Source organism: Undibacterium sp. GW821-FHT07F11 (assembly GCF_059418665.1).
In genome coordinates, this window is record NZ_JBWKQH010000007.1 from 33,044 (window position 1) to 46,657 (window position 13,614).

The 13,614-nt window shown below is 50.7% G+C and carries 9 protein-coding genes; 3 read left to right on the forward strand and 6 right to left on the reverse strand.

The window, feature by feature from the left end:
- Nucleotides 1-51 precede the first annotated feature (51 nt).
- The 5 genes from AC07OI_RS17990 to AC07OI_RS18010 are packed head-to-tail and all read right to left on the reverse strand — an operon-like array spanning nt 52 to nt 4,422.
- Nucleotides 52-213, reverse strand: coding sequence for a hypothetical protein (locus AC07OI_RS17990; protein WP_492707928.1), 162 nt, complete (start codon nt 211-213; stop codon nt 52-54).
- Nucleotides 210-491, reverse strand: coding sequence for a hypothetical protein (locus tag AC07OI_RS17995; protein ID WP_492707927.1), 282 nt, complete (start codon nt 489-491; stop codon nt 210-212). The genes AC07OI_RS17990 and AC07OI_RS17995 overlap by 4 nt, the downstream gene beginning before the upstream one ends.
- Entirely contained in the window at nt 478-2,862 is a 2,385-nt protein-coding gene (locus tag AC07OI_RS18000) for a portal protein (protein ID WP_495258138.1), read from the reverse strand. Before AC07OI_RS18000 ends, AC07OI_RS17995 begins: the two co-directional genes overlap by 14 nt.
- 8 nt (nt 2,863-2,870) lie before the next feature.
- Nucleotides 2,871-4,118, reverse strand: coding sequence for a PBSX family phage terminase large subunit (locus AC07OI_RS18005; RefSeq protein WP_495258139.1), 1,248 nt, complete (start codon nt 4,116-4,118; stop codon nt 2,871-2,873).
- The gene (locus AC07OI_RS18010) at nt 4,108-4,422 is read right to left on the reverse strand and encodes a hypothetical protein (protein WP_495258140.1); all 315 of its coding nucleotides are present in this window, start codon (nt 4,420-4,422) and stop codon (nt 4,108-4,110) included. Before AC07OI_RS18010 ends, AC07OI_RS18005 begins: the two co-directional genes overlap by 11 nt.
- 1,076 nt (nt 4,423-5,498) lie before the next feature.
- Here AC07OI_RS18010 and AC07OI_RS18015 point away from each other — a divergent pair.
- Complete coding sequence (locus tag AC07OI_RS18015) at nt 5,499-9,008, forward strand: CHASE domain-containing protein (RefSeq protein ID WP_495258141.1); 3,510 nt, start codon at nt 5,499-5,501, stop codon at nt 9,006-9,008.
- Here the strand turns inward: AC07OI_RS18015 and AC07OI_RS18020 are convergent.
- Entirely contained in the window at nt 8,999-9,808 is an 810-nt protein-coding gene (locus tag AC07OI_RS18020; protein WP_495258142.1) for an AraC family transcriptional regulator, read from the reverse strand. The two genes, AC07OI_RS18015 and AC07OI_RS18020, sit on opposite strands and share 10 nt — an antisense overlap.
- A 94-nt stretch (nt 9,809-9,902) precedes the next feature.
- On the opposite strand from AC07OI_RS18020, the gene AC07OI_RS18025 reads away from it, so the two are divergent.
- Both AC07OI_RS18025 and AC07OI_RS18030 read left to right on the forward strand, forming a co-directional pair.
- Nucleotides 9,903-11,132, forward strand: a complete 1,230-nt coding sequence (locus AC07OI_RS18025; RefSeq protein WP_495258143.1) for an FAD-dependent oxidoreductase — start codon at nt 9,903-9,905, stop codon at nt 11,130-11,132.
- 280 nt (nt 11,133-11,412) lie between these two features.
- Nucleotides 11,413-13,611: a TonB-dependent hemoglobin/transferrin/lactoferrin family receptor gene (locus AC07OI_RS18030; protein ID WP_495258144.1), complete on the forward strand. Its 2,199-nt coding sequence runs from the start codon at nt 11,413-11,415 to the stop codon at nt 13,609-13,611.
- The last annotated feature ends 3 nt before the right edge of the window (nt 13,612-13,614 follow it).

Here is a 13,614-nt window from a genome sequence, read left to right on the forward strand (position 1 = left end):
TTATCCAGCAGAGAAACCGCTACTGCGGCCATCCAGTGTGCCGGACGACCACTAGACTTTTACTATTTCACCACTATTAAGCTGATAAGCAGCTTCACCACATTCCACTCTGACCCAGCCCTTGGCTGTTTGTATCATCGCCACCGTCGGATGCGGATGAAAGGCCATAGCAACCGAATCCTTCCAGCCCTTGAAATCCTGTACCGCCGTCACCAATTCTTCAAACGATGCATCAGACCTTGCTTGTGCTCCACTTCCAGTTGCGCCAGCTTGCCGGTTTCCAGCGTTGTATCGAGCTGGTTTTTGAGTTTCTTCAGCATGGCCAGATACATCCAGAGTTTTTCCCGCCCCTCGGCGTCGCGTGCTGGTGAGTTTTTCCATTTTTCTGTGACCTCGTTTTCTATATCAGCAAATGCCTGCTGATAGACTTCATTCTCCAGTACTTCCCTGGCGCGGCTGGCAGCATGCACGCGTTGTTCAAATGTGCTCATCGTTCACTCCTGTCAATCCATCGGTCCCCCCTGCAGCTAAACCGTTCATACAAGCATCCAGTTGAGCTTGTGGCTGCATCTTCGCCTCTGCCGCAATACGGGCAACCATCATCCTGGTTTCCGCCTCCAGCTGCGCTTTCCAACGTTCAAACTCCATGCGTTGCTGGGCAAGCTGCGCATCCAGTTGCGCTTTATGCTGACGTTCCTGCATATCATTTTGCGACTGCGCCTGCTGCTTTTGTGCTTCCAGTTGCAGTTCACGTTCACGCAGCATGGCTTCCTGCTGCAATTCACGTTCGCGCATTTGCATGTCCATCATGTGCTTTTCTTTACTCGCCTGCATTTGCATCTGCGTCTTTTGCTGCTCAGCCTGCATCTGCATTTGTGCAGGATCAGGCGGCGGTGGTGGCGCTGGTGGATTTTTGGCCGGGTCGCTAAAAAACTTGTCGCCATTCTTAAAGCCCAGCAGACGTGCCAGTTCAGAGTTGGATTGATAAATCCCTTGCGGATTCGCTATTCCCAACGGGAAAACCTTTTCCTGCTGCGCCAGCAAAGCCATCAGATGATTCACTTTCTGGTCTTTATTACCCAAACCTATGCCAACATTGATACTCACGTCAAACTGGTTACGCCACTCACGCGGATCAATATCCACCCAGCCATTTGATAACCTGACTTGTGCTTTCTTATCCTGATGCTGGCATATCAGTTTCAACACCAGCTTGAACAATTCAGTGAAGCCCTCAGCAAAATTGCGCGAGATCAAGTCCAGACGCATGTCTGCCTTGTTGGTGATGATATTCATGCCCTGCGCAGTCTGATTCAGACCATCAGAGTCATTGCCCTGGCTATAGCGTGTCCAGCCTGTCTTGTTTTCCAGATCTTGCTGTATATAATCCAGCAAACCCATGGCTTCACCTGTATTGCCCTGCGCCTGATCCAGCCTGCCTACCGCACCAGGTTGTTTGATACGCACCACACCACCAGGGCGTGAAGTCAGCAAATCATCCAGATTAACCTGACCTTCCACGGCGTAATAGCGGCCATTTACATTCAGGTAAAGATTATCAAGCTGGCTGCGCAAGATGCTGGTCTTGGTCTTCTGGCTTTCCATCGCCAGATCGGCAATCGACAAACCAAAAAAAGTATGCGGCAATGGCACAGGCGTGATATCAACAAAGGGGATGAAATCCACCTCTTCATTATCAAGCAGCTCATTGCCAGCTACCGTCACCTTGCGCAATTCACTGATGCCATCACCGTCAAAATCACAACGCACATAAGCTTCCGTGATCCAGATCTTGCGCTGGCTGTCATCGGCAGTCATCACTTCATCAGACAAATAGGCATTTTCATCATTCCAGCTCAGTCGCTCAATACGCTCCAGATTCAAGGCCTGCCCCTGATCTTCACCACTGATATTGTCTACGTTCTTGTAACCCATGGATTTCAGCTCAGATACTGTCCGCTGCACTCTGTGCCCGACAAACTTGGCCGTCTGTATATCCTTGGCATTGCGCGCAATCAGAAATTCTTCAGGTGGTACATTGTCGATCTGTATCTTGCCGCCAGTCTTCACGCGCTTGCATGTAATGTCGTACAACATTTCAGGTGGCTGTGACTGGATTTGCTGCAACTGCGCTTGCAACTGTTGCACCGCTGGATTAGCTTGCGGATTTGCTGGTGGCATATTCTGCGGGCCAGGCGGCTGGCCGGGATGCTGAACACTTCCCTGTGGTGCTTGAGGAGCTTGAGGTGTCTGCATCGCCTGCTGCATTTGCTGACTGATTTGCTGGTTGATCTGTTCAACCGCCTGTTGACGCTGTTTGGCATCATCCTCATCCGGATAAGTCTGCTGGGCTATCACCTCAATTTCAGGGTCATCCAGAATTTGTGCCAACTCTATCTGATTCAGACCTTTGTATTCTTCTTTCGCCTCCTCAAAGCGAGTATCCCACCACACCTTGACGATGCCATTTTTTTGCAGCAAAGCGTCTTTCATCCACACATAAGCTATCTTGTGACCATTGTTCTTTTTAAAGAACAGGTAATTGATATACTCAGTCGCAGCCTTGGCTCTGGCTTCATCGTCCGGGTTTTGCGGTTCGAACTCGACAATCGAATCACCACCGCAAAACGTCACCATCAATTGCGGCAGCATAGACTCTATCGTGTCACGCACATCGGTAGATACTACCGACGAGCGACCATCCACTTCTGGCGGTGACAAATCACCAACCGCCAGGCCCAGATAATAATATTCAGCCTTTTGCCTGGCTTGCGACAAACGCGAAGATGAATAACCCAGGCTCTGGCGCATTTCTGTCTGCACCAGTGCTTTCAATTCGTCTTGAGATAAAGCTTTAGCCATTCCATCCTCTATGCATAAGTAAATTTAGGGTAAGTCAGTTTGCCGCCCCATTCTTCATTCGACATCGCCTCTGCATTGATGCAGATATAGCGCAGGTTGTCTGCACCATGGCTGAACTCATCATGCAAGGGTGCACCAGCTTCATTCGTGCTTTGGTTAATCACGCGGCGATAACGCTTTACGCATTCAATCAGGCGTGCAGTTTTGTCCGCATCAAACCACAAGCGTCCAAATGTCATACGCGTCAGGCGTATACCATTTTCGACACTCATACTCGGCGTGATTGCCACATCCCAACCCAGGGCCGTCATGATTTCTTCTGCGCTCTTGCCAGTCTTGAAGTCCTTGTTGCGACCATCATGAGGTAAAAATAATTTTCCCCAATTCATGTTCTTTTGCTTCAACAAAGCAGAGTAATAATCCAGCGTCTGATGGCTGTCTTCCAGATATTCAATCACCCGCAATTCCGAACTTTGTCTTTGCACCAGGCTGATCGCCATTGCATCATTCCAGCCCAAATCAACCACCACATGCACTTTCAGCATGGGGTCATACGGTACATGACAAATCCTGCCCTGCGCGCCAGCAACTTCGTGGTAATAAATCGCCCCACTCACTGCCGGTTTGCATTCACCATCCCAGATATTTTTATAAGCTTCAGGTTCACGCTGCATGCAGGTTTGTCTTTCTCTTTCCAGCACCTCAGGGAACCACGGGTTATCCCGCCAGTTCATCAAAATCGAGACACAATCATGCGGTGGCCTTGCAACAAAACGCTGATGGGTAGGATCAGTTTCCAGCTCCGGGTTATAAGTCACCCAGATTTCTGAGCCTGCCGTGCGTATCGTCGGTATCAAAATACTCCATGATCTATCTGACACACTCTGGCCTTCTTCTATCCACACCTTGGTGCAACCTTCAAAAGACTTGATGCTGTCAGCAGTCTGATCAGACAAACCGCTGAAATAAATGCGCGTGCCATTCATGCCGCGAATTTCTGATTCATACACCTGATAGAAATGACTTAGTCCCAAAGCGGCAATCTGGTCACGTAACAACTGATGCACAGATTGCTTGATCGATTTCTGCAATTCACGTGCACATAAAATCCGCTCCACATTCTGTACACCCAGCAACAATAAGGCACGGGCAAAACCCCAGGACTTGCCACTGCCGCGCCCACCACGCGCCACCTTGTAACGCGCTGGCTGGAACAAGAATTCCAGTTTTTCAGGAAACTCGCATTCAATCTGCATTGGGCTTGACCAGTTTGATGGCGATATCACTAATCAGATGCTCGCCGTTTTCTCCTGCCCCATTAACTTGCAAAGGCAAAATCTTCAGATACAAAACCGTCCAGAAGGCTTTTTCATTGGTCGGGTCCTCCCGCGCCCATTGCGCCAAACGCAAGGCACCGCCCAGTTCTTCACCTGCTTTGGCAATCGCATCCCTGACCGTCAACGTCGATTGACTTACCGCTTTCTTCGGCCGTCCGCGTGTCTTGGCAACAGGCTTGGCCGCCATCTCGGATGCAGCCTTCACAATTTTGCTTTCACTCATATATTTTCAGGATGCCTTGCGGCTTGTCCTGCTCCAGGGTTATCAGCATTGGCCCGTCCGGGAATCATGGGCAGCGCATCTGCAAGGACTGCACTTGCAGGCGCACATTCCCATGATTCCCATCAACGCCCAAAAAGATTTACCTGTCTGCTGCTTCGCGTTCAGTATGGTCAGCACTATGTGATAGGGTGATACGCTTGCAATCACAAACAGGTAAAAGCCTGAGCGCCAGCACAAGCATGTCGTGCGGCGCGATTCTGTCAATTTTCTGCAATCGTGAACAACGCGCAGAAAACAAAAAACCCCGCTGCTTTACAGTAGCGGGGCCAGATCAAATCTAAGGATTTCAAATTCTTCAGGACGCAAATCGCCCTGAGTAGAACTATATACTGATTATATAATCAGTGCAAATTTTTCTTAAACTCGGCACCAACAGGAAAATCCCCTGAAAACACAACTCAGAAGCTTAAGAAAAAATCCTGCAGCTCAAAACCAAAAACCCCACTTTTTACAAAGCGGGGTTCGTGGTTTTTTATCTGAGGGATACAACAGTATGGCAACAGGACGCAGCTCGCCCTGAACAACACTATATACTGATTATTTAATCAGTGCAAATTTTTCTTATTAAATTAAAGTACGCAAGCGCAGCAAGAAAACAATATCTGAATTCAGCCCGTCACACGCGCTGAGAAAAATTAAATAATCAATAAAAACAAAGACTTAAAAACCAAAAACCCCGCTTCTTTGAAAGCAGGGTTCGTGGTTTTATCTGAGGGATACTACAGTATAGCAACAGGGCGCAACTCGCCCTGAACAACACTATGCACTGATTATTTAATCAGTACAAATTTTTCTTAAACGCATATTCCACTTTAAATACCTCAAAGAAAAACATCGTAAAACCAGCGCTAACGAACACATAAATAAAAACACAAATCCCGCAAGATGAATAAAATCACAATGGCTTGCTTTCAGTCATATAATTATTCAAAGCAAATTTTTCGCTATGAGGTGTTCGCCATGGGGAGTACGGTATTTTGCCCGCATCGTCCTTGAACAATTTCTCATCCGTGGTAATGAGGAATCTGCTACTTGCCTTCGTCTACATATTACTGGGACGTATAGCCTTGCTGCTGGCGATTCCTCCCGGTTACGCCATTGCCGTCTTTCCACCGGCTGGCATTGCTGTCACCACCGTATTAACTGGCGGTTATCGTCTATTGCCTGGTGTAGCCCTGGGTTCATGTATTTTCAATCTATGGATAGGTTGGGAGAGCCAGGGGCAATTGACGGCAACAAATATCTGTCTTGCGCTGCTGGTTGCCAGCGGTGCCATGTTACAGGCCATGAGCAGCACCTACCTGCTAAAACGCTTTGTCGGTTATCCTGCGGCGCTGGATGATGAACGTCATGTTGCCCTCTTCCTGCTGCTGGCAGGTCCGGTTGGCTGTCTGGTCAATGCCAGTGTCGGCATCTTTTCCCTGTTCACTCTGGGTTTGCTACCAGCAGCTGACATGTTTGGTAACTGGCTCACATGGTGGATAGGTGACATCCTCGGCGTCCTCATTGTCGCGCCGCTGGTCATGATATTGATAGGCCATCCGCGTACTATTTGGAAATCCCGTCGCCTCAATGTAGGCATGCCTTTACTACTGACATTATCTGTTGTTGTTTCCGTCTTCCTCTATGTTCGCGAATCTGAGCTGGACCGGCAAAAACAGGAATTCGAAACCGAAGCCAGCCGCATGGTACAAGCCATGCAGCAGAGATTCGATTTCCAGAGTGAACTACTGCGCAATCTGGAGCGCTTCTTCGCCAGCACAGACCATGTGTCTCGAGCAGATTTCCAAAGCTTTGTCAGCTCTACCCTGCAAAGAGAAAGTACCATCATTGCTGTCGACTGGGCCCCCTTGGTCTTGCATAGCGACAGAGCGGACTTTGAAGCCCGGTTAAGAAAAGAAGGTCATGCCTCTTTCTCCATCAAACAATACGTAGATAACAAAATTTTCAGCTCCGCAACAGCACGTGAGTTTTATCTGCCCGTAGAATTTGTTGAACCATACCTGGCTAACCGGCCCGCCATGGGTTTTGATCTATTCTCTGAGCCGGGCAGAAGAGTTGCCATAGAAAGAGCGCGTGACACAGGCCATCTGAGCACCAGCTCCCCCTTGAGTATCGTCAGTACAGACAGGGCAAAAAAAGTCACAGGCAGCCTGATTTTTGCGCCCGTGTATGCGCGCCATAGCCCCATATCTACAATGGAAGAAAGACGCACCGCTTTTCGCGGTGTCGTGCTCAGCGTATTACAAGTAGACGACCTGATCAGGCATGTATTTACCGAAGATATACGGGCCCAGGTCTTGTTTCGCCTGCGTGATCTCAATAGTGCCGCCGACAAGGCCGATGTCTACGATACTCTGGACAAGCAAAAGACAACAATGGGTTTCCGCAGCGTCATCCTGTTTGGCGACCATGAATTTGAATTCACTGCCCAACCCTCGCCCGCCTATTGGCAACTGCATCATTCCTGGTCAGCCTGGGCCACTCTGATAGGCGGCTTATTCTTTACCAGTCTCATCAGCGTGTATTTGCTGGTCGTCAGCGGCAATGCTTTTCATATCGAACACAAAGTCAGGCAACGCACACTGGAATTACAAGCCAGCAAAGAAGAACTGATACGCAGTGGCCTGCTGCTGCAAACCGTCATGGAAGGCACAGAGTCCTATATCCATGTACGTGACCTTGAGGGACGCTATCTCTACATCAACAAGCAATATGAAAACGTCTTCCAGATGAAGCGCGAGCAATTAATAGGTAAAACCATCGAAGACGTTTTTCCGTACGAGTTGGCCAGAAAATACCGCAGCGCAGAGCAAACCGTCATCACCACCAAGACAGCATTGCGCACCGAAGCCATGGTGCAGCAAAAAGATGGAATGCATACGTACCTCGTTGTACGATCCCCGCTCATTAATGCCGATGGTGAAGTCTTCGGCGCCTGCGGTGTCGGCACCGACATCACCCAGCGCAAACGTGACGAAATTGCTCAGTATGAAAACCTCATGCTGCTGCAAGCCGTCATGGACAGCACAGCATCGGCAGTCTGCCTGCGCGACAAAAATGGCAACTATCTCTACGCCAACAAGGAATATGACAGGCTCTTCAAACCCGCCAATATTCCCAGTCTGGTTGGCACCAGCGTGTACTATCTTTTCTCAAGGGACAAGGCAGAACAATACATGCGCATGTCAGACGAAGTGATACGAAACGGGACTATACACCGCACTGAGGTCGCCGTGACTGCAGGCGGCATCAACACCACCCACATCCTCATGCTCACCCCCTTGCGCAATGAATCGGGTGAAATTTATGGTGTCTGCACCGTTGGCACCGACATCAGCCAACGCAAAAAATCCGAAGAGGCCATCCTCGCCTTGAATGCGCAACTGGCTGCCACCACAGCCTTGCAAAATGCCATACTCCATAGCGCTAATTTTTCCATCATCGCTACCGATACTACAGGCTTGATACAGGTCTGGAGCAAAGGTGCAGAACTCATGCTCGGCTATAGCGCGGCAGAAATGATAGGCCTGCAAACCCCAGTCTGCTTGCATGCTGCCGAAGAACTGGCCATCCGGGCGGCAAAACTCAGTCTTGAATTTGATACCACGGTAGCCGCCGGGTTTGCTGTCTTTGCCTTGCGTGCCCTGCATGGCATGGCGGATGAAAGCGAATGGACATACAGGCGCAAAGACGGCAGCCGCCTTCCCGTCATGCTCTCAGTCACGGCCTTGAAAGACAGCACTGGAGAAATTTCCGGCTTCCTCAATATCGCCTACGACATCACCGAGCGTAAAAAAGTCGAAGTCATGAAAAACGAATTCATCTCCACCGTTTCGCATGAATTACGCACCCCACTGACATCCATACGCGGTGCACTTGGCTTGCTCATGGGTGGCGCATTAGGAAAAATGCCCGACAGCGCGGAAAAAATCCTCGACATCGCCACCAAGAACTGCCAGCGCCTGGTCAGGATGATCAATGACATCCTTGACGTAGAAAAAATAGAATCAGGCAAGATGGAATTCAATCTCGCCCACGTACATTTGATTCCCGTATTGGAACAGGCCATCGCTGCTACTGCCGCCTATGCAGAGCAGCACCAGGTCAGTCTCAGGCTGCAGACAGAAGTTGAGGATGACATTGTCAGGATAGATACCGACCGCATCACCCAGGTCCTCATTAACCTGCTCTCGAATGCCGCCAAATTCTCACCCCAAGGCGCCAGCGTCGATGTACTATTAACATCCCAGCCAGGACAATTACGCGTCGCCATCATCGACCAGGGCATAGGCATTGCGGAGGAATTCCGTGAGCGCATTTTCCAGAAATTTGCCCAGGCTATTTCTTCCGATTTCCATAAGAAAAGTGGTACCGGCCTGGGCCTGAGTATTTCCAAGGCCATCATAGAACATCACGGTGGGCAAATCGGTTTCACTAGCGTCATCGGCCAGGGCAGTGAATTCTTCTTTACCCTGCCTGTAGATATTGAAGCTACGAGTCAACAAAAAGAAAATCAAGCCTGACTAAAATATCGCCCTGGCGGCTGCCCCAGATAACGCTTGAACATTGCAATAAAATTGCTCGGTGTCGCATAGCCCAAGGCATCGGCAACTGTGGCGACTGCATCGCCAGCAGCAAGACGCTCCAGCGCGTGCAAGAGCTGAGCCTGCTGACGCCACTGTCCTATGCTCATGCCAGTTTCTGCCAGGAATAGACGGCTCAGTGTACGCACAGACATGCAAGCCAGACTAGCTAGTTCAGGCAAGCTTAGATTGGCACCCGGTTGCGCGAGAATGGCTGCGCTCACTCCGCGCAAACGGTGGCTGGCAGGCATGGGCAAATGCAAAGCCTCACACGGAGCCTGACACAATTCATCCAGCAACACTGTCATCACTGCCGTCTGCTCATTACTTAATTCTTCCAAGGCAAACCAACTGGCGGCGCGTACCACCAGCGCACGCATCAGCTCATTGATGCTGACGACACAAGGCTGTGCAGGCAAATCCACACAAGCGGCAGAAGCAATCAAGACACTCCAGCCGCTCATGGCCCCGCTGATACTGACACTATGCGCTTGCCCCGGCGGTATCCAGCCAGCACGATGCGGTGGCAGCAGCCATGAGCCATGTGCGGTACGCACATGTACAAGGCCACTCTCGACACAGAATACCTGGCCACGCGCATGGCTATGCCAGTCATATTCCCGCGTGCCCAACAAAAACTGATGATCAGCATCAGCCTCGTCCCCCTTCTCGCTACGCAGGGCAATCAGAGCCGGACCATCATGCCAGTCGCTATAGTCAGGTGCTGATTGTAATTTCATGGCAAAAATTCAGTATTTATAGTCAAAACAACGTTATCAGGCATCCGCACTTTTGTCCAATAATTGGCTTAAGACAAACCAAGCCAAGCGAAAAATGAATACTCCTCTACATATCTGCATCATCGGCGCCGGACTCGGCGGACTCTGCCTCGCACAAGGCTTGAAGAAAAACGGTATCAGCTTTGAAGTACATGAAAAAGATGCCGCATCCGACAGCCGCAGCCAAGGCTATCGCCTGCGTATAGACCAGCTTGGTCAAACTGCTCTCGCCGCTTGCCTGCCCGCCACGCTGTACGACTTGTTCAAGCATACTTGCGCGCTGCCATCCGAACAGGTCAACACCCTCAATCCACAACTTGAAATCCTGGCGGGAAAGTGGGTAGAAGACTGGCAGCATGACAAAGCAGAGGAAAAATCAGCGTCAGTGCCAGACCTCAAAGCCAACCGTCTCAGCATGCGTGAAGTCTTGCTGAGTGGCATACAGGAGCATGTGCACTTCAATAAAAACCTGATTGACTATAGCGAACAGGCGGACCGTAAAATCCTTGTACGCTTTGAAGATGGCAGCAGCAGTCTGGCCGACATGCTAGTCGCTGCCGACGGCGTACATTCTCAAGTACGCGAATTGCGCCTCCCTGAACTTGCACCGCAAGACACAGGCAATATCTGCATCTATGGAAAAACCGCTTACAGCAGCGAAATACGCCAGCAAGTGCCCGCGCAATTGCAAACCGGCACATCCATCATCTTTGCCCATGAACTGGCAGCCGTTATCGACACCATGTTATTTGACCATGATACAAAAATCGCTAGAATGAACACTGGCTCCATCAGTCCAGTCAGCGACTATATCTATTGGGCCCTGATAGGAAAACGCAGTAGCTTTGGTCTGCAGAATGACCAACCCCTGCCTGCCACATCCCTTGCCATACGCAGCTGCCTTGCGCAAACTACTGCATCCTGGACCACTGAACTGCAAGCACTCTTCCAGTTGACAACAACAGAAGCCCTCACCCTGCTCCCAATCAAGATTGCCAGCGACATGCCAGTATGGAGTACGCATTGCGTCACTGCCCTGGGTGATGCCAGCCACGCCATGAGTCCCGCCAGTGGCCTCGGTGCCAATTCTGCCCTGTATGATGCTGCAGCTCTGACACAAGCGGTCAATCAGATACATTTGGGTGACAGCATGCCAAACGACGCCATCAGAAACTATGAAAAGCTAGTGCGTGCACATAGTTTCGCTGCCTTGCAAACTTCGCAAAAGGGTAGTGAGCAATTATTTGGCTCTAAAAACGCTGAACCGGAAATTAAAGGCATCTAAAGTCTCGAAACAGGGCGAATTAACAGCTAATCACCTTCTTCCGCGATAAAAATCTCTCCATGCGCAGCTCCAAAACAAAAACCTAATTGCACTTGCGACTGAGAATGATTCTCATTTATAATAAACTCCATTAAAATATATTAATCGTAAAAACTCCCCTTTTTGCGATGCTCCCAGCCTTATGCACGGTGCAATAACCATGCCGGCCAGGGAGTTGTACACGATACACACCAGCCAGTCGCCGCTAGCCAGTGTCCAATTTTTTAAATTAGGAAACACGATGCTAAGCAAGACGCAAATCGCCCTGGCGCTGGGTATGGCATGGGGCATGGCTCCGGCAACAACTTTTGCACAAACTCCCGGCCCGGTCCCACCAACAGAAGCTACTACCCTCAAAGATATTACTGTCACCTCTACGCGTACAGCCAGAACAGTCGATAGTGTGCCCAATACCGTCACCGTCATCCCTGCTGCCAGGATAGAGCAAGAAGGTGGTCGCGACATTAAGGACTTGTTCCGCAATGAACTCGATATCAGCGTGCGCGTTGCCCCTACCCGCTTTACGGCGGCTGGCAGCTCCACTGGTCGTGCTGGTAATGAAGGCATCAATATTCGTGGTCTGGAAGGCAATCAGGTCTTGATGCTGGTGGATGGCACGCGTGTACCGGGCAGTTTTTCGTTTGGCGCATTTGCGACAGGCCGTGGTGATTTCCTTGAACTCGATGGCATCAAGGCAGTAGAGATTTTGCGTGGCCCTACCTCCACACAGTTTGGTAGCGATGGTCTGGCTGGTGCAGTCAGCTTCCGCACGCTGGACCCGTCTGACCTGCTCAAAAAAGGCCAGTCCTTTGGCGGCTTCGCGCGTTCTGGCTATGCCACAGTAGACCGTTCATGGCGCAATACTGCCGCCATCGCTGGCGATAATGGCAGCTGGCAAGGTTTGCTGCTGGTCAGCGACCGCCGTGGTCATGAAACAGAAAACCGTGCAGACAATGACGCAAAGAACGTCAATCGCACCAAACCAAATCCAGTTGATTTCAATGCCCAATACCTGCTGGGTAAAGCAATCTTCATAATCGATGGCAACCAGCAAATCGAAGCCAGTGTAGAAGCGCAAAAACGCACGCAGGATACTGATGTTTATTCAGCCCGCGCCGTGCCGCCACTGGCATCCACCAGCACCCTGGACCTCGATACCCGTGACAAGGTAGAGCGCAATAAACTCAGCCTGGCACACCGCTATAAAAACCTGAACTCCAGCTGGTTGCACAATGCCGAGACACGCCTGTACTGGCAAGATGCCAAGGTCAGCCAGTACTCTGCCGAAGACAGGAACACCGCTGCTGACCGCACCCGCGACAATCACTACAACACCAGGATCATCGGCTTGTCCAACATCATGGAAAGCAATTTCTCCGGTGCTGTTGAACAAAAACTCAGCTATGGTTTTGACTGGAACCGCACTGAAGTCACCGGCCTGCGCGATGGCACGGTAGCGCCATTTGGCGAAACTTTCCCGGCCAAGCCTTTCCCGGATACGACTTACACAGTTACAGGTGCCTTCATCCAGGATGAAATCGAAGCAGGCAAGCTGAGCATCATCCCCAGCCTGCGTTATGACCATTACAAACTTGCTCCATCCAGTGCAGGCTACACAGGCGGCACAGTTGCTACCCTGTCTGATAGTGCAGTCACGCCACGCCTGGGTCTGGTATGGCAACTCGACGCGGCCTTTGCACCTTATGCACAATTCGCCAAGGGCTTCCGAGCACCTACTCCTGACCAGGTCAATAATGGCTTCACCAACCTGGCATCTGGCTACACCAGCATAGGCAATTCGCAACTGAAAGCAGAACGTGCTGACAGCTTTGAGATTGGTTTCCGCGGCAAGGTCCAGGGTTTGCGTTATTCCTTCGCCGCATTCGACAATAGCTACAAAGACTTCATCAGCCAGCAAGTAGTGCGTGGCACTGGCACTGCAGTTGACCCGCTGGTATTCCAGTACATCAATCTGGCCAAAGCGCAGATCCGTGGCGCAGAAGCCCGTGCAGAATTGCAACTCGACAGTAACTGGCAAGCCACTGCCGGTGTCTCATACACCAAGGGTGACAGCGAAGTTGCTGGCGTCAAAACACCGCTAGACACCATCAACCCGATGAAATTCCTGGCAGGCCTGCGCTATGACACAGCGGCCTGGGGCGCGCGCGCGCAACTCCAGCATCATCAAGGCAAGCAACTCGACAGAATAGCACCAGCAGCGACAACACAGTTTGCACCAGGTTCTTACCACGTCGTTGACCTCGGTGTGTACTGGAAGCCCATGCAAAACCTGACAGTCAATGCCAACCTCAACAATGTCTTTGATACCAAATACTGGGCCTGGTCTGATGTACGCGGCCTGGCTGACAACACCAACGTCAAAGATGCTTACACCGCCCCTGGCCGGAATGCCCAGGTATCAGTTCGTTACGACTTTTAATTG